Raw genomic sequence first — 17,137 nt, forward strand, 5'->3', positions numbered from 1 at the left:
GAGCTCCCCTGATCAGCGACGGGCGAGGGCGGCAGGCGTTTGCGCCAGCGCGTGCAGGGCAAAGCTGCGGGCGTAGCCGGCGGGGTCGCTGCCATCCCAATAGCTGCCATCGATCAACTGGCTGCGGCGCATGTTCTGCTCGGTACAAGGCACACCGATGGCAGTGGCGGCGTCGCGGTATAGCGCCAGTTGCTGCACCTGGCGCGCCACGCCGAGGTAGTCGGGGTCTTCGCGCAGCAGGCCCCAGCGGCGGAACTGGGTCATGAACCACATACCGTCGGACAGGTAGGGCAGGTTGGCCCGGCCGTTGTCGTGCAGGCGCAAGGCGTGCGGGTCGTGCCAGTGATTGCCAAGGCCGTCGTGGTAGTCACCGAGCAAGCGCGGTTCGATGCTGTTCAAGGGCGTGTCCAGGTAGGCCTGGCCGCTCAGCAGTTGGGCAGTGCTGCGACGGTTTTCCGGGCTTTGCTCGATGAAGCGGCTGGCGGCCAGAATCGCTTTGACCAGCGCTCTGGCGGTGTTGGGGTACTGCTCGACGAAGGCGCGGGTACAGCCAAGGACTTTCTCAGGGTGGTCAGGCCAGATCGATTGGCTGGTCGCCAAGGTGATCCCCTGGCCCTGCTCGACGGCGTCGGCCGACCAGGGTTCGCCGACACAGAAACCGTCAATGCGCCCGGCTTGCAGATGAGCAAGCATCTGCGCCGGTGGCACTACAACGCTGTTGACGTCATGCAGTGGGTGGATGCCCTGGCTGGCCAGCCAGTAATACAGCCACATGGCGTGAGTGCCGGTCGGAAAGGTCTGGGCAAAGGTGAGTTTTGTCCTGCTTTGGTGCACGAAGTGCTCCAGCGCCTCGGGACGGGTCACGCGCTGACGTTGCAGTGCCGCCGACAGATTGATGCCTTGGCCATTCTGGTTGAGCCCCATCAGCACCGCCATGTCGGTGGCCCCGGTGCCGCCAATGCCCAGGTGCACGGCATAAATCAGCCCATACAGGCTATGGGCAGCGTCCAGCTCGCCGCTGACCAGCTTGTCGCGCAGGCCGGCCCAGGAACTCTGGCGCTTGAGGTTCAGGCTCAGGCCATAGGGCTGGGCAAAGCCCTGGGTCGCGGCAACCACTACCGAGGCGCAGTCGCTAAGGGCCATGAAACCGATGTCCAGGCTGTGCTTTTCCGGCGCATCGCTGCCGTTGACCCAGGCCAGTGGAGTCGTGGGGGTATCGTTGTTCACAGTATCGCGCCTGTGTCGAGGGGCAGGCCGTGCCGCTTGCGTGGCCGGTATCAAGCGTCAACAAAGCAACGCATATGCCAAGGCGGCGCTGTCCCCCGGACGACGCCACCTATATAATCGCCCCCTCACTCACGCCGAGCTAAGCCCGCCCATGTATACCCTGGCCCGCCAGTTGCTGTTCAAGCTCTCCCCGGAGACCTCCCATGACCTGTCCCTGGACCTGATCGGCGCCGGTGGCCGCCTGGGCCTGAACGGGCTGCTGACCAAGGCCCCGGCCTCCTTGCCGGTGACGGTCATGGGCCTGGAGTTCGCCAATCCGGTGGGTCTGGCGGCAGGTCTGGACAAGAACGGCGCAGCCATCGATGGCTTTGCCCAGCTGGGTTTCGGTTTTGTCGAGATCGGCACGGTCACGCCGCGTCCGCAGCCGGGCAACCCCAAGCCGCGCCTGTTCCGCTTGCCGCAGGCCGAGGCGATCATCAACCGCATGGGCTTTAACAACCTGGGTGTCGATAACTTGCTGAACCGCGTGCAGGCAGCGAAGTATCGCGGCGTGCTGGGCATCAATATCGGCAAGAACTTCGACACCCCGGTCGAGCGCGCGGTGGACGACTACCTGATTTGTCTGGACAAGGTCTACGACCACGCCAGTTACATCACCGTCAACGTCAGCTCGCCCAACACCCCGGGCCTGCGCAGCCTGCAGTTCGGCGACTCGCTCAAGCAGTTGCTCGATGCCCTGGCCGAACGCCGTGGGCAACTGGCTGCGCAGTACGGCAAGCACGTACCGTTGGCGATCAAGATCGCTCCGGACATGAGCGATGAAGAAACCGCGCTGGTGGCGGCGGCGCTGGTCGAGTCAGGCATGGATGCGGTGATTGCCACCAACACCACGCTGGGCCGTGAAGGTGTCGAAGGCTTGCCCCATGGCGACGAGGCCGGTGGCCTGTCGGGCGCGCCGGTACTGGAAAAGAGCACGCATATCGTCAAGGTGCTGGCGGGTGAGCTGGGTGGCAAGTTGCCAATCATCGCCGCCGGGGGCATCACCGAGGGCAAGCATGCGGCACAGAAGATCGCCGCCGGTGCCAGCCTGGTGCAGATCTATTCGGGGTTCATCTACAAAGGCCCTGCGCTGATTCGCGAAGCGGTGGACGCCATCGCAGCCATGCCGCGCTGAAACGCAGGCATAAAAAAGGGCCCCTTGAAGGGGCCCCTGGGCCTTAGCCCGCCGCCCGGATGGGGCGCGCATGGTGAATGAATTCAGATCCTCGTTCAGCCAACGGCGTGAAGTTCGTTGAGTCTGTGAATACCCGCAGTGCCGGTCATACCGTCCCAGTTGTCGCCGCGTCCTTCACGCCAGCCATTGATCCATGCCTGGCGTACAGACGGTAGAGTAAAAGGGCAAAGCTCGCGGGATTTGCCGGTGACCCCATATTGGTAGCCACGTGAAAATGCTCGTTCCAACGGATCACGCTTAAGTCTTCTCATAGGGTGTTGCCCTCACTTGTTGACTGTAATGTCCCGTCGGCCTCTAGGAGGCCGGGCAGAATCGTTCTGCCGGTTTGCGCTCGCTGCCGGCGTCGCGAGCGAAAGTGTTGCCCCGTTGCGGTGACAACCTGAGATGAGTTCTAACCAATGCACGACACAGTGTGAATGATCGTTTTGTCATAAGGACGTAACCTTTCCTAGGGTCAAAGGATAAGTAAATAAATGCGTCAGGCCTGGATCCGACGCAAAGCCCGCTATGATCAGGGTTTGATAAGAATTGAAGTCACTTGGCGAGCGCCGGGTGATAATTTGTAACAAGGCAGTCAATACGACGAAGGGTCATTTTTCCCCCTGTCAGTCGTGAATTTTTCATTCTGCCCGGCGATCAAAGACTTTTCTGCCCCAGGCAAAAGGTCAGGTTGCCCGGGTGGCCCGGCACTCACCGCAGTGCCATTCGAACGCTCGCTGGAAAGGCGTTCGATTAAACATCGGAAGGCGATGCGCTTGCCCTCCACTTATTGCTCAAAGCACTGGATACCTCATGTCGGACCGTTTCGAACTCTACCTAACCTGCCCCAAAGGTCTTGAAGGCCTGCTCGCCGAAGAGGCCCGCGGCCTGGGCCTTGAAGAGGTGCGTGAACACACCTCGGCCATCCGCGGCTCGGCCGACATGGAAACCGCCTACCGCTTGTGCCTCTGGTCACGCCTGGGCAACCGCGTGCTGCTGGTGCTCAAGCGCTTCAACATGAAGAACGCCGACGACCTGTACGATGGTGTGCACGAAGTCGAGTGGCAGGACCATCTGGAAGCCAGCGGTTCGCTGGCCGTGGAGTTCAGCGGCCATGGCTCGGGTATCGACAACACCCATTTCGGCGCCCTGAAGGTCAAGGATGCCATTGTCGACAAGCTGCGTACCCGCGATGGCGAGCGTCCTTCGGTTGACAAGCTCAACCCTGACTTGCGCGTGCACCTGCGTCTGGACCGCGGGGAAGCGATCTTGTCCCTGGACCTGTCGGGCCACAGTCTGCACCAGCGCGGTTACCGTCTGCAGCAGGGCGCTGCGCCGCTCAAGGAAAACCTTGCCGCCGCCGTACTGATCCGTGCCGGCTGGCCGCGTATTGCCGCCGAAGGCGGTGCGCTGGCTGACCCGATGTGCGGTGTGGGTACCTTCCTGGTGGAAGCGGCGATGATCGCCGCCGACATCGCCCCCAACCTCAAGCGTGAGCGCTGGGGCTTCAGCGCCTGGCTTGGCCATGTGCCGGCGTTGTGGCGCAAGCTGCACGACGAAGCGCAGGCGCGGGCGCAGGCCGGTCTTGCCCGTCCGCCGTTGTGGATTCGTGGCTACGAAGCCGATCCGCGGCTGATCCAGCCGGGCCGCAACAACGTCGAGCGTGCCGGTCTTAGCGACTGGGTGAAAATCTACCAGGGCGAGGTAGGCAGTTTCGAGCCGCGTCCAGACCAGAACCAGAAGGGCCTGGTGATCTGTAACCCGCCCTATGGCGAGCGTCTGGGTGATGAAGCCAGCCTGCTGTACCTCTACCAGAACCTCGGCGAGCGTCTGCGTCAATCGTGCCTGAACTGGGAAGCGGCGGTGTTTACTGGCGCCCCCGACCTGGGCAAGCGCATGGGTATTCGCAGCCACAAACAGTATGCATTCTGGAACGGCGCGCTGCCGTGCAAGCTGTTGCTGATCAAGGTGCAGCCCGACCAGTTCGTCACCGGCGAACGTCGCCAGCCCGAGCGTGACGCTCAGGGTAACGAAGACCAGCGTTCGCCGGCAGCCGTTGCCAGCGAGCCGGCACGCTTGAGCGAAGGCGGGCAGATGTTCGCCAATCGTCTGCAGAAAAACCTCAAGCAGCTGGGCAAGTGGGCCAAGCGCGAGCAGGTCAGTTGCTATCGTCTGTATGACGCTGACATGCCTGAGTACGCCCTGGCCATCGACCTGTACCAGGACTGGGTACACGTCCAGGAATACGCCGCACCGCGTTCGATCGACCCGGAGAAAGCCCAGGCCCGTCTGTTCGATGCGCTGGCCGCAATTCCCCAGGCACTGGGCATCGACCAGAGCCGGGTGGTGGTCAAGCGTCGCGAGCGTCAGAGCGGTACCCGCCAGTACGAGCGCCAGAGCACCCAGGGCCAGTTCCTGGAAGTCAGTGAAGGAGGCGTCAAGTTGCTGGTCAACCTGACCGACTACCTGGATACCGGACTGTTCCTCGATCACCGGCCGATGCGCATGCGTATCCAGCGTGAGGCCGCCGGCAAGCGTTTCCTCAACCTGTTCTGCTACACCGCGACCGCCAGCGTGCATGCGGCCAAGGGCGGTGCACGCAGCACCACCAGCGTCGACCTGTCCCGGACGTACCTGGACTGGGCGCGGCGCAACCTGTCGCTCAATGGTTTCTCCGACAAGAACCGCCTGGAGCAGGGCGATGTCATGGCCTGGCTGCAAGCCTGCCGTGATGAGTTCGACCTGATCTTCATCGATCCGCCGACCTTCTCCAACTCCAAGCGTATGGAAGGTGTATTCGATGTCCAGCGTGACCATGTCGAATTGCTCGACCTGGCAGTAACGCGTCTGGCACCAGGCGGCGTGCTGTATTTCTCCAACAACTTCCGCAAGTTCCAGCTCGACGAACGTCTGGCCGAACGTTATGCGGTAGAGGAAATCAGCGCGCAGACCCTGGATCCGGACTTCGCCCGTAACACCAAGATTCATCGGGCATGGCGCATTCAGGCACGCTGAAGACGATCTTCTCCCAGGCCTCGGATTGCTTCATTAGTGGCTAATGGCTATAACTGAAGGAGGACCTGGGAAACGCTGCATGCTGGCGTTATGAGTGTTATCAACTATGTCGATGCATGGCGTTCGTCCAAAGATGCTCGGCTTCGTCAGCGAAGAAGTGTCCGCCTGGTTGGTTGCCCTTGTGGCACTGGTGGCCGGCGGACTGTTGACTGCGTTTCTGGCGTTGGCAACCTACGAGTTGTACCAGCAACAGTTGCGTCAACGCTTCGAACTGCTGGCCAGTGAGCGTTACAGTCGTATCGAAGAACGCTTCGAGGATCAGGTGCAGCGCCTGGATGGGCTGCGTCGGTTCTTCGTCTTTGCCACCGAAATCACGCTCGAAGAATTCAATGGTTACGCGCGGCCCTTGCTGCACCGTACCCAGGCCTATTCCTGGGCGCCGCGGGTGCCGGGGCCCGCACGCCAGGCCTTTGAGCAGCGTGCGACTCAGGTACTTGGCCGTCCCTACGAAATCCAGCAACTGACTGATGACGGCAGTTTGCGCGTATCACCCGCGCGTCCGATCTACTACCCGGTGCTGTTTACCCAGGCATTGAAACTGCTGCGCCAGCCGCTGGGTCTCGACCTGCTTTCCCAGGCCCTGCGTCAGGACACCCTGCAACGCGCCGCGAAGCCTGGCAGCATGGCTGTCTCTGCGCCGCTTAACCTCACCGATGTGGAGCCTGCGTATGCCCGCGGTATTCTGATGGCGGCGCCAGTGTTCGCGCCACATGATCCTGACCCGCAGCCGCGGGGGTATGTCATGGCGGTGATCAGTATGCGGCAGTTGATGGCCGAGGGGCTGCCCAACGCGGCCCAGGACAACCTGGTGGTGCGTATTCGCGACCTGTCCGGGCCGGACAGCCAGCATGAGGTACTGTTCCAGTCGGATAACCGGGGTGCCTCCTCAACGCTGGCCGCCAGTCATCTGTTGCACCTGGCCGACCATGACTATCAGCTCGATATCCGTCCAAGTCTGGCGTTCATGCAGGCCAACCGCTCTTCGGCGGTCCCCGCGGTGGTGTTTCTGGGTGGTTTGCTCAGTGTATTGCTCAGTGCCTTGCTGTTCAGTCTGTTCAGCCAGCGTCAGCGCGCGCTGACCTTGGTCGAGCAGCGCACTGGCGAGTTGCGCATCAGTGAGCAATCCCTGCGTGATACCCATAATCAGTTGCGCAGTGTGCTGGATGCGGCGACTCAGGTCGCGATCGTCGCTACCAATCTGCGTGGCGTGATCAGCACGTTCAATGCTGGCGCCGAACGCATGCTGGGCTACAGCAGTGCCGAAGCGGTCGGCAGCCTGACCCTTGAGGCACTGATTTCGCCCCAGGAGCTGCACCAGCGGGCCCGGGACTTGAGCCAGCGCTATGGCCGCGAAATCACTCCGGCCCAGGCAATGTTCGCGCAAACCGTGCAGGAGGGGGGCAAAGAGGCGGGTGAGTGGACGTTGCAGCGTAAAGACGGCAGCCATCTGCTGGCCAACATGCTGGTGACGGCAGTGCTCGATGAGCATGGCCTGTGGGTCGGTCACCTGGCGATCTGTATCGATGTCACTGAGCGCAAGCGCGTGCATGAAGCCCTGGCGGCCCGTGACCGTTTGCTGGACAAGCTCAGTGCCGAAGTACCTGGTGGCATTTATCAGTTTCGCCTGCGTCTGGATGGCAGCTCATGTTTCACCTATGCCAGTGAAGGCTTGCGTGACATCTACGAGATTGAGCTTGAGCTGTTGCGCCAGGATGCTACAGCGGTATTTGAGCGTATCCACCCGGATGACCTGTTGCGTGTGCGCACTTCAATCCGCCATTCAGCCGATCACCTGACACCTTGGCGTGAGGAGTATCGAGTGTTATTGCCACTGGCAGGCCAGCGCTGGGTGCGTGGCGAGGCGACCCCTGAGCCGGAGGAGGACGGCAGCACGCTGTGGCACGGCTATCTGACCGATATCTCCGATCTGAAACGGGTTGAAGAAGAGTTGCGCGCGCTGTCGGTGACCGACTCGCTGACCGGTATCCATAACCGGCGCTATTTCCAGGAGCGTTTGAAGGTCGAGCTTGAGCGCGCTCAGCGCGACAATCAGGACCTGGCGATCATCATGCTGGATATCGATCACTTCAAACGCATCAACGACCAGTTTGGTCATGCGGTGGGCGATCATGTGTTGCGCAGCCTGTGCCAGCGCATCAGTCAGCGTCTGCGCCGCACCGATGTGTTCTGTCGTCTGGGCGGAGAGGAGTTCATGGTCTTGTGCCCGGGCAGTAACGCCGAGCAGGCGCACTCGCTGGCGCTGGAGTTGTGGCAGGGGGTGCGCAGCGTCGTCGTCGAGGGGGTTGGGCAGGTCACTGCCAGTTTTGGCGTGGCCGGCTGGCGCCCGGGGGAGGGCGCCGATGCCTTGTTGCTACGCGCCGACTCCGGCGTCTATGCGGCCAAACAAGCTGGCCGCGACCGGGTCGAGGCAGAACTCTCCTGAATGCTCAGGGTTGTACCGAGGCCGTGCTGTTGACCAGTTTCGGCTGGCGATAGAGGTCCAGCAGCACCTGGTCGAGCACCGCTGAAGCACCCCAGGGCTTTGGATCGTTGAGGATCGCCGCCACCGCCCAGGTGTTGCCGTTGCTGTCGCGGCTGTAGCCGGCAATCGCGCGTACGGTGTTCAGGGTTCCGGTCTTGATATGGGCCTCGCCGGTCATCGCTGTGCGCTTGAGGCGCTTGCGCATGGTGCCATCCATGCCTACCAGCGGCATGGAGCTGATGAATTCGGCAGCGTAGGGGCTTTTCCAGGCAGCCTGCAGCAGGGCCGCCATTTCCCGGGTGCTGACCCGTTCGGCGCGAGACAAACCGGAGCCGTTCTCCATGATCAGGTGCGGTGCAGTGATGCCCTTTTTCGCCAGCCACTGGCGTACCACACGCTGTGCTGCACGGGCGTCGTCGCCATCGGCATCGGTGCGGAACTGCGCGCCCAGGCTCAGGAACAGCTGCTGGGCCATGGTGTTGTTACTGTATTTGTTGATGTCGCGAATGATCTCGACCAGGTCAGGCGAGAAGGCGCGTGCCAGCAGGCGGGCACTTTTCGGCACGCTGTCGATCCGGTCGCGGCCCTGGATGGTGCCACCCAGTTCATTCCAGATGGCCCGTACCGCACCGGCGGCATAGGTCGGGTGGTCGAGCAGCGACAGGTAGGTCTGCGAGTTGCAGCCGTCAGCCAATTGACCGCTGACCACCACGGTAACGCCGTCTGCCTGGGTGACCGGGTTGTAGCGCACATCGCCGCTGCATTGCTTGCTGTTGACCGCCTTGACCTGGTTGTCGATGCGGATGCTGGCAATCGGTGGTTCGACCGATACCAGCACCTTGCCACCGTCGTTGCGGGCGACAAAGCGCAGGGCCTTGAGGTTGATCAGCAAGGAGTCGGGCTTGACCAGGAACGGCTTGTTTTCGTCGCCGCCGTCATCATTGAACTGGGGCAGCACGGGTTGCACGAAGTGGCTGCGGTCGAGCACCAGGTCGCCGCTGATGGTCTGCACCCCGTTGGCGCGCAGGTCGCGCATCAACAGCCAGAGCTTTTCCATGTTCAGTTTCGGGTCACCGCCGCCCTTGAGGTAGAGGTTGCCCTGCAGGGTGCCGTTACGCAGCGGGCCATCGCTGTAGAACTCGGTCTTCCACTGGTGAGTCGGGCCGAGCAGTTCTAGGGCCGCATAGGTGGTGACCAGCTTCATGGTCGAGGCCGGGTTGACCGATATGTCGGCATTGAACACGGTTGGCGTGCCAGGGCCGTTGAGCGGCAGCATCACCAGCGACAGGGCCGAGTCCTGCAATTTATTGGTTTTCAGCGCTTGCTGTACTTTGGCGGGCAGCGTGGTGTTGACGGCCGCGGCCTGGGAAGGCAAGGCAACGGGCAGGAGCAGGCCGGCAAGCAGAAGAGGGCGTAGAGATCTGATCATGTGCAATAAAACCCTGCAAGCGAGGGGTGAAAAAAACGGAGCAAGGAAAGGTGAAGGCCCCGGTGTGAAAAATATAGTGCGCATTATGCCCCAAGGCGCAGGGTGATGGGGCAGTGCAACAGGGTGGCTTGTCGGCTTTTATTCCGGCAGCCTCGCGGCGAAACTGGTAAAGTGCGCCGCGTTATTACTCAAGAGGATTGTTTCATGGCCACTAACCGTTCCCGCCGTCTGCGCAAAAAACTCTGCGTGGATGAATTCCAGGAGCTGGGTTTTGAACTGAACCTGGAGTTCAAGGAAGACCTGACCGACGAAGCCGTTGATGCCTTCCTCGATGCCTTCCTGGCAGACGCTATGGATGCCAATGGTCTGGACTATGTTGGCGGCGACGACTTCGGTCTGGTTTGCAAAGCAGATCGCGGCTCGGTCACTGAAGAGCAACGCGCTGCCGTTGAGAGCTGGCTCAAAGGCCGCAACGAGCTGACCAAGATCGAAGTCAGCCCGCTGCTGGACGCCTGGTATCCGGAAAACCCGATCAATCCGGTTGCCTGATGCCTGAAGAAACGGCGGCCCCAGTGGCCGCCGTTTTGTTTTCAGCTCACCTTTGCCGTTGCACTGGCTGAGCCCCCAGGGTGCAAGTGCCGTTCAAGTGCCTGCTCCACCTCTGCCATGGCTGCTGTCAACTGTTGCTGATGAAGCTCGAGCGTGGGTACCGGCGCATTTGCCTGGCAGTCTGATTCCAGCTGTTCGCAGGCATCGATCAAGGCGTTGGCCTGAATGATCCGCGCGGCACCGAGTATACGATGCGCTTCGTCCTTCAACCGGTCGGGTTGCCGTTCAGGGTCAAGTTCCGCCAGCGCTATCCGGTCCTTGCTGAAACTCTGTTGAAGCTGTTTCAGCAATGCGTGCAGGTCGACCGCGCTGTTACCCACCACAGGCCCCAGGCCTTGCAGGTCGAACAGGGCAGAGTGGGCGGCGCCGGCGCGCTGGGGGAGCGGTTGTATCCTGGCCAGGCGCTGGCCCAGCGCTTTGAGGCTTATCGGCTTGAGCAGGCAGTCATCCATGCCGGCTTGCTGGCATTGCCTGCGGACTTCCGGTTGCGCATTGGCGGTGTAACCCAGCAGGGTGCAGCGTGGCCATTGTTGTGCGTTTTCGTCAGCGCGTATCGCCTGGGCAAGCTGATAACCATCGATACCTGGCATGTTGCAGTCGATGATCAGCACATCGAATGCCTGCCGCCGCCATATCTCCAGAGCCTCCAGGCCATTGTCGACACTGCGGTGCTGCAACCCCAGGTAATTCAGTTGCTGTGTCAGTAGCAGCAGATTGGCCGGATGGTCATCGACTACCAGCACCTTCAGGGCGGCAACGGACAGGCAGGGCTCGGCAATCACGGCAGGCTCGCCGGGCGGGCTGGTCATCAGCGTCACCGGCATGTTGACCTGCACGCGGGTACCCTGGCCAAACACACTGTGCAGGGTCAGGTTGCCGCCCATCAGGTGGCACAGGTCGCGGCTGATCGACAGACCCAGGCCTGTACCGCTACGCGCCAGCTTGCTATCGGGGTTGGCTTGGGCGAAGGGCAGGAACAGGCGTTGCTGGTCCTCTTCGCGAATGCCGATTCCGGTGTCCTGTACGCTCAGTTCAAGCCTGGCAAGTTCCGGCTCGGGGCCAGGCTCCAGGCTCAGCTCGATGATGACCTGGCCCTGCTCGGTGAATTTGATTGCATTGCTGATCAGGTTCGAAAGGATCTGCTTCATCCGTAGCGGGTCCAGTTGAACATCGACATGCGCGCTGGGGGCGATACGGATCGTCAGGCACAGGTTTTTCTGGCGCGCCAGGCCATCGAACACACGTCCGACAGACTCCACCAGCGCCCTCAGGCCGACCCGTTCCGGCGCCAGACCAAGGTGCCCGGACTCGATGCGGGCGATGTCGAGTATGTCGCCGATCAGGGCCAGCAAGTCGTTGGCCGAACTGTAGGCCACTTCAACTGCCGGTCGATCCAGCTGCCCCTGGTCGGCTTTTTCCAGGGCTAGCTCGAGCATGCCAAGGATGGCGTTCATCGGGGTACGGATTTCATGACTGATGGTTGCCAGAAAGGTGCTCTTGGCGCGATTGGCATCATCGGCCTGCTGCTTGGCCTGGCTCAGGTCCTGGATCAACTGGCGTCGCTCACTGATATCGATCCAGCCGCCGATGATGCCCTGGACCTCACCGAGCGAGTCCCGGTAAGGCAGGATCCAGTGGTAAATGGTCATTGTCCTGTCGTTGATCAGCAGCGGACGATCAATGATCAGTGGCACGCCCTCGCGCATCACTTGCTGGTAGTCGGCCTGAATCTGGCTGGCATAGCAGCTGTCGCCCAGCGCGCCATCATCCAGGCGTTTGCCCAGCACCTCATCAAGCTGTAACTGAACGGCCTCCAGGTAGCTGTCGTTGCAACTTTGCAGCAGCCCTTCACGGTCACGTACATACATCGGGTGAGGCGTGCCGTTGAGCAGCGTGCGCATGAATTCGAGCTGATCGCCCAAGGCGCGCTCTGCGGCTTCGCGTTGTTTGATCTGGCGGCGCATCCACGCATTCCAGGCCAGCGACAGCAGCAGGAGCACGCTGGTGCCCAACACGATTTGCAGGACCAGTTGGTGGTACTTGCTCCAGTAGGCATCGGATTCGGTGCTGTAGCCACGCCAACGGCTGTTGATAACGCCCAGTTCTTCCGGCGCGATACTCAGCAGTGCCTTGTTCAGAATCGAAGCCAGCTCCTGGGAATGCCTGGCGGTCGCCATCGAAAAGGTTGCCGGTTCGGCGCCGACCGAAGCGCGAATGACCAGCCCATGCTGGGTCGCCAGGCTAAAATTGGCGTTGATCAGCGCCATGATCGCAGCGTCGACATGGCCGCTGGCCAGTAAGGATGCGGAATGAGCGGCACTTTCGGTCTCCACCAACTGTATGCCGGCCGTGCGTGCACGCAGCCTGTCGACCAGAGGGCTGTCGCGGGTCAGGGCTACGCGGCGAGCTGAAAGCTGTTCCAGCGAGGTGGGTTGGTCGGCTCCCGTGCGCGTCACCAGTACGTAGGAGTTTTCCAGGTAGGGGCGGCTGATATGCAGGGTGCTTTCCCGTTGCTGGCTCGGCGAGATGGCGGCAATTACATCGGCCTGGTTGTGGTTTACACGATCGATCATGTCACTGATGCCGCTCGCGCGCTGCACTTCGAAGCGCAAACCGGTGCGCAAGCGGATCAGCTCAAGCAGGTCGGCGGCAATTCCGCGAAAGTTGCCGGTGTTATCGAAAAATGTCAGTGGTGCTGCGGTTTCGTTGACCACTACTCGGACCACCGGGTGCTCGCTCAGCCAATGCTCTTCGCGTTGCGAGAGTTGCAGTTTGCGATCAGTCAGCAGCAGGTCGCTGCCTGCGCTCCAGCGTTTGAAAATGTCCTTACGGGTAGTGCTTGAGAGATTGTCCAGAGTGGCGTTGATCAACTGCAGCAGGGTGTGGTTGCTTTGCTGTACGGCAAAGCTGAAACCGACCGGTTCGTGTTTGCTGAAATTGGCCATCTTGACGTTCTGCAGGTGGCCCTGATTGATCATGTAATGGGTGGAAATGGTATCGCCGAGAAACACGTCGGCCTGATCGAAGGCGACGGCATTGAGGGCATTCAGATAGGAAGGGTAGGTCTGAATCGTTGCCTTCGGGTAGTTGGCCCGTACCTCTGCAAGCGGCAAGTAGTGATAGACCATGCTCAGGCGCAGGCCAGCCAGACCGGTATCAAGCGGGCGGCTTTCGTTTTCGCGGGTCACCAGCACCGGTTGATCGATGGCGTAGGGTCTGGAAAGCACCACTCCCGGTGTGGAGGCTTCAAAGCCATTGGCACTGCCGAGCATGTCTATCTGCCCCAGGGTCAGGGCTTTCACCGCTTCCTGGCGGCTGGCAAAGCGCCTGACCTGAATAGGCAAGCGCAGCGTGTTCTGCAGTATTCCGGCAATGTCAGCAGTCAGGCCTTCGTAGTCGCGACCGCTGGCGGTCATGTCGAAGGGTGGATAATCCGGTGCCGAAGTACCCAGCAGCAATTGCTTTTTGCTTGCGATCCAGCGTCGCTGCGCCGAACTCAGCGGGAGGTCCACGCTCACCGGTTGCGAGCGGCTTAGCAACCGGTGCTGGCTGGCCTGTACGTCGTCGGCATATGCCGTAGGTAGCAGGTACAGGCAGGCCAGGAGGCTGCACAGGCAACAATAGAGGGTGCGGCTAGGCATGGCCTGATTCAAACCAGAGCATTGCGTTTGGCCATTTCAATGAGTTCGACCAGCGACTTGGCTTTGAGCTTTTGCATCAAGCGCTTTTTATAAGTGCTGACAGTTTTGTTGCTGAGGAACATCCCCTGGGCAATTTCCTTGTTGCTTCTGCCTTGGGCAAAGAGTTGCAGGACCATCAATTCCCGGTCATTGACTTGCTTGAAGAGTTCCAGTTCGCAGTGTTCGTTGTCGTGAGAGCGCAAGTTACTGATCGCCTGGCTGGGGAAGTAGTTGTAACCCGACAGCACTGCTTTGATCGCACTGAGCAACTCGCTCAGGTCTTCCTGTTTGCATACATAGCCGGCGGCGCCGGAGTGCATGCAGCGAACGGCAAACAACGCCGGCGACTGTGCGGTGAGCACCAGGATTTTCAGGGGGATGGCCATGCTATGAAAGCGTGACAACACTTCCAGGCCATCGAGTCTGGGAATGCTGATGTCGAGGATGATCAGGTCAGGCAGGCATTCGCGGACCATCTGCATGGCGTCCACGCCGTTGTCCGACTCTCCGACCACGCAATAGCCTTCATTCTCCAGGAGCATACGCACAGCCAGGCGGATGACTGGGTGATCGTCGATGATAAATACAGATTGCATGGTGAACTTATCCAGGAAAGGTGTCGATTAAGCTGGCACCTTAACGCAGATAGAACAGGGCGCACACGAACAGAAAGAGAGCTAAGTGCTATATAGGAAATATCCGACTCTAAATGCAGGCATGGACTACAAGTGTTGTTTCATGCTGTTGCTTCAAGTGTGGGTCTTGGTAACTTAATGTTTCTGTTTGATTGGTTTGTTTAATATGTTTTTTGCTGTGTAGTCTTTGTCCTGCAGTGATATGTATTAACAGGTGGCCAAGTGTGAGTCCGAGATCGCTTCTCACACCTGGCTGGCGCGTAATACGCTTACACCGGGCTTGAACGTCCCGTCATCTCCCGTGCCATTTCACTGGCGTAGCTGTCGGTCATCCCGGCAATGAAGTCGATCATGCGCAGGAACGATGTATACAGTGGTGCATCGGGACTGGGGGCGCTATTGCCGAGCAGGTCGAGGATGCGTCGGCTCTTGAACGATGGCGTGCGGCCGCCGTGTTGTTCAAGCGCCGCGCCGCAGAACGAGTTGAGCAGTATTTCGAGGGTGGTGTAGGCGCCGATTTCATGCAGCGTCTTGCGCTTGTCCTGGAAGATCTTCTTGCGTGCCATGTCCTTGGCCTGCAAGACGCAGCGTTTGGCCGGGCCGTGCATGTGTTCGACCAGGTCGCCCTGCAAATGCCCCGACAGCAAGGCATCCTGTTGTTCGACAAACGCGCGGGCGGCGGCATTGGTCAGGTGTTCGATGGCCTTGCCGCGCAAAATCGCCAGCTTGCGCCGACGTGAATCGCCGGGGCCCAGTTGGCGGTAGGTTTCCGGCAGATCGTCACCCACCAGGTTCAACAGCAGCGATTCCACTTCCGGGTAGTCGAGCAGCTCCATTTCCAGACCGTCTTCGAGGTCGATCAGGGCGTAGCAGATGTCGTCGGCGGCTTCCATCAGATACACCAAGGGGTGCCGGGCCCAGCGTTGATCTTCAATCTGCGGCAGGCCGAGTTTGCCGGCAATCTGTTCCAGCAATGGCAGTTCGCTCTGATAGCAGCCGAACTTGTGCTTCTTGTAGCCCAGCGCGTCGGCATGGCGGGCGGTCCAGGGGTATTTCAGGTACGTGCCGAGGGTTGCATAGGTCAGGCGGGTGCCGCCGTCGAACTGGTGATACTCCAGTTGGGTCAGGACCCGGAAGCCTTGGGCGTTGCCTTCGAAATTGAGAAAGTCGGCACGCTCGGCGTCGGTCATCGCATCAAGCCAGCCGCGCCCGGCTGCCTGCTGGAACCAGTGGCGAATGGCATCTTCACCGGAGTGGCCAAAGGGCGGGTTGCCGATGTCGTGAGCAAGGCAGGCTGACTGCACGACCATGCCAAGATCGCTGGGCTCGCACCATTCAGGCAGCTGGCGACGCAGCGTTTCACCGACACGCATGCCCAGTGAACGGCCGACGCAGCTGACTTCCAGCGAATGGGTCAGGCGTGTGTGGATATGATCGTTGCTGGACACCGGGTGCACTTGGGTCTTGCGTCCCAGGCGGCGGAAGGCACCGGAGAAAATGATCCGGTCATGGTCCTTGTGGAAGGGGCTGCGGCCCAGCTCTTCAGGGCTGTGCAGGGTCTTGCCGAGACGTTCGCGGGTGAGCAGGGTGTGCCAGTCCAAGGCCGGTTCTCCAAAACAGGGGCAGGCGCCTAGCTTCCCGTGTCGGCGCGGCACCTGCAAGTCTATCTGTGGAGGCGGGCCCGATACTCAGCGCTTGCTGGCAGCGCCCTGCATGACCAGCTTGAGCAACGGCAGCAGGCTGCTGCCCAGGCGAATCATCCGGCTCAGGCTACCGTTTTTGGCACCCTTGCCGGTCAGGAATCCCAGCACCACCACCGCAGCGATCCCCCACAAGGGTGCATGCTTGATGCCCAGTCCACCCTGCAGGCTGTCGCCCATGGCGCGCAGACGGGTCAGGGGGTTGAGCAACTGCCCGGACTCATGGCGGATTTCCTGGCGGTGCATCTCCAGGCGCAGACGCACCAGCGCCTTGCGCAGCTCACGCCGGTTGGTGGTTTTCGGTAGCTCAGACAGGCTCATGGCAACAGGCGCTCCCGGTCCTTGGCAAGTTCTTCGAGGGTCGAGCTGAAAGGTGACGATTCATCGTACACCGCAGCTTTCAGGCGTAAGGCACAGAACAGCGCCGCCAAACCGTAGAACACACACAGGCCGATGACGCCAGCCAAGCGGTAACTGTCCCACAGCAGCACCAGCACCAACGCTGAGAGGGCGACCAGCAAGAGCAGGGCAAACACCAGGGCCAGACCGGCAAACAGCAGCAGGCTCAGGGTGCGCGCTTTCTGTTCCTGCAGTTCAATGCCGAACAACTCGACATGGCCGTGCAACAGGCCGAGTACGGCTGCACCCAGGCGTTTGCTCGATGCACTGCCAGTGCCGTTGGATTCGCTTTCCATAGCCAACCTCAGCGCCGATTGGCCAGCAGACCAATCAGAAAACCGACCCCGGCAGCAATGCCGATCGATTGCCAGGGGTTGTTCTGTACGTAGTCTTCGGTCGCGCTCAGGGCTGCCTGGCCGTGCTCGCGGACGGAATCCTGGGTCAGTTGCAGGGTTTCCCGGGCACGTATCAGGCTCTCGTGGATCTGACCGCGTAATTCGTCGGCCTGATCACCAGCCAGGGTGGCGGTATGTTCCAGCAATTTCTCGGTGTCACGTACCAACGCCTGAAAGTCAGCCATCAATATCTCTTGAGCAGTCTTTGCCGATTTGCTGGTCATGGGGCTCTCCCTAAGGGTTGTGGCTATTTCGAGTCGCGAGCGCTGGCGAAGGTTCAGTGAAAATGCTGG

Annotated in this window: 13 protein-coding genes; 4 read left to right on the plus strand and 9 right to left on the minus strand. The window is 60.8% G+C overall.

All coding sequences use genetic code 11. The annotated features are described in order from the left end of the window. Positions 1-12 precede the first annotated feature (12 nt). A complete protein-coding gene (locus AC07OF_RS11205) occupies positions 13-1,227 on the minus strand; it encodes a CmpA/NrtA family ABC transporter substrate-binding protein (RefSeq protein WP_157191799.1) in 1,215 nt (404 codons plus the stop codon). Positions 1,228-1,378: 151 nt separating this feature from the next. Between AC07OF_RS11205 and AC07OF_RS11210 the strand changes: the two genes are divergently transcribed. Next, complete coding sequence (locus tag AC07OF_RS11210) at positions 1,379-2,401, plus strand: quinone-dependent dihydroorotate dehydrogenase (RefSeq protein WP_157191800.1); 1,023 nt, start codon at positions 1,379-1,381, stop codon at positions 2,399-2,401. Positions 2,402-2,496: 95 nt separating this feature from the next. Here the strand turns inward: AC07OF_RS11210 and rmf are convergent, their stop codons facing one another. Next, complete coding sequence (rmf, locus tag AC07OF_RS11215; protein ID WP_010223328.1) at positions 2,497-2,712, minus strand: ribosome modulation factor; 216 nt, start codon at positions 2,710-2,712, stop codon at positions 2,497-2,499. A gap of 541 nt (positions 2,713-3,253) precedes the next feature. Here rmf and rlmKL point away from each other — a divergent pair. After that, positions 3,254-5,455 (plus strand): bifunctional 23S rRNA (guanine(2069)-N(7))-methyltransferase RlmK/23S rRNA (guanine(2445)-N(2))-methyltransferase RlmL, encoded by a 2,202-nt coding sequence (rlmKL, locus tag AC07OF_RS11220; protein ID WP_495072891.1) that lies wholly within the window; start codon positions 3,254-3,256, stop codon positions 5,453-5,455. 106 nt (positions 5,456-5,561) lie between these two features. Next, positions 5,562-7,958 (plus strand): sensor domain-containing diguanylate cyclase, encoded by a 2,397-nt coding sequence (locus tag AC07OF_RS11225; protein ID WP_157191802.1) that lies wholly within the window; start codon positions 5,562-5,564, stop codon positions 7,956-7,958. Between the two features lie 4 nt (positions 7,959-7,962). Here AC07OF_RS11225 and dacB read toward each other — a convergent pair whose 3' ends face one another. Beyond that, a complete protein-coding gene (gene dacB / locus AC07OF_RS11230; protein ID WP_157191803.1) occupies positions 7,963-9,426 on the minus strand; it encodes a D-alanyl-D-alanine carboxypeptidase/D-alanyl-D-alanine endopeptidase in 1,464 nt (487 codons plus the stop codon). Positions 9,427-9,630: 204 nt separating this feature from the next. On the opposite strand from dacB, the gene AC07OF_RS11235 reads away from it, so the two are divergent. Next, complete coding sequence (locus AC07OF_RS11235; protein ID WP_191831950.1) at positions 9,631-9,975, plus strand: YggL family protein; 345 nt, start codon at positions 9,631-9,633, stop codon at positions 9,973-9,975. 41 nt (positions 9,976-10,016) lie between these two features. On the opposite strand, the gene AC07OF_RS11240 is transcribed toward AC07OF_RS11235, so the two are convergent. The 6 genes from AC07OF_RS11240 to AC07OF_RS11265 form a co-directional block, all read right to left on the minus strand. Continuing rightward, positions 10,017-13,676, minus strand: a complete 3,660-nt coding sequence (locus tag AC07OF_RS11240) for a transporter substrate-binding domain-containing protein (RefSeq protein WP_495072892.1) — start codon at positions 13,674-13,676, stop codon at positions 10,017-10,019. A gap of 8 nt (positions 13,677-13,684) precedes the next feature. Then, on the minus strand, positions 13,685-14,311 hold the full coding sequence (locus tag AC07OF_RS11245; protein ID WP_157191806.1) for a response regulator transcription factor: 627 nt from the start codon (positions 14,309-14,311) through the stop codon (positions 13,685-13,687). Between the two features lie 308 nt (positions 14,312-14,619). Continuing rightward, a complete protein-coding gene (locus AC07OF_RS11250) occupies positions 14,620-15,951 on the minus strand; it encodes a deoxyguanosinetriphosphate triphosphohydrolase (RefSeq protein ID WP_157191807.1) in 1,332 nt (443 codons plus the stop codon). Between the two features lie 87 nt (positions 15,952-16,038). Beyond that, on the minus strand, positions 16,039-16,371 hold the full coding sequence (locus AC07OF_RS11255) for a hypothetical protein (RefSeq protein ID WP_157191808.1): 333 nt from the start codon (positions 16,369-16,371) through the stop codon (positions 16,039-16,041). Further along, the gene (locus tag AC07OF_RS11260) at positions 16,368-16,745 is read right to left on the minus strand and encodes a phage holin family protein (RefSeq protein ID WP_157191809.1); all 378 of its coding nucleotides are present in this window, start codon (positions 16,743-16,745) and stop codon (positions 16,368-16,370) included. The genes AC07OF_RS11255 and AC07OF_RS11260 overlap by 4 nt, the downstream gene beginning before the upstream one ends. 8 nt (positions 16,746-16,753) lie before the next feature. Next, positions 16,754-17,068 carry an ElaB/YgaM/YqjD family protein gene (locus tag AC07OF_RS11265; protein ID WP_157191810.1) on the minus strand — a complete coding sequence of 105 codons (315 nt, stop codon included), beginning with the start codon at positions 17,066-17,068 and terminating at the stop codon, positions 16,754-16,756. Positions 17,069-17,137: the final 69 nt, after the last annotated feature.

It is taken from the genome of Pseudomonas sp. GW821-FHT10B02 (assembly GCF_059415665.1).

Coding starts and splice junctions, on each gene's coding strand:
- AC07OF_RS11210 (WP_157191800.1), top strand. CDS start 1,379: ATGTATACCCTGGCCCGCCAGTTGCTGTTCAAGCTCTCCCCGGAGACC.
- rmf (WP_010223328.1), bottom strand. CDS start 2,712: ATGAGAAGACTTAAGCGTGATCCGTTGGAACGAGCATTTTCACGTGGC.
- rlmKL (WP_495072891.1), top strand. CDS start 3,254: ATGTCGGACCGTTTCGAACTCTACCTAACCTGCCCCAAAGGTCTTGAA.
- AC07OF_RS11225 (WP_157191802.1), top strand. CDS start 5,562: ATGTCGATGCATGGCGTTCGTCCAAAGATGCTCGGCTTCGTCAGCGAA.
- dacB (WP_157191803.1), bottom strand. CDS start 9,426: ATGATCAGATCTCTACGCCCTCTTCTGCTTGCCGGCCTGCTCCTGCCC.
- AC07OF_RS11235 (WP_191831950.1), top strand. CDS start 9,631: ATGGCCACTAACCGTTCCCGCCGTCTGCGCAAAAAACTCTGCGTGGAT.
- AC07OF_RS11240 (WP_495072892.1), bottom strand. CDS start 13,676: ATGCCTAGCCGCACCCTCTATTGTTGCCTGTGCAGCCTCCTGGCCTGC.
- AC07OF_RS11245 (WP_157191806.1), bottom strand. CDS start 14,311: ATGCAATCTGTATTTATCATCGACGATCACCCAGTCATCCGCCTGGCT.
- AC07OF_RS11255 (WP_157191808.1), bottom strand. CDS start 16,371: ATGAGCCTGTCTGAGCTACCGAAAACCACCAACCGGCGTGAGCTGCGC.
- AC07OF_RS11260 (WP_157191809.1), bottom strand. CDS start 16,745: ATGGAAAGCGAATCCAACGGCACTGGCAGTGCATCGAGCAAACGCCTG.
- AC07OF_RS11265 (WP_157191810.1), bottom strand. CDS start 17,068: ATGACCAGCAAATCGGCAAAGACTGCTCAAGAGATATTGATGGCTGAC.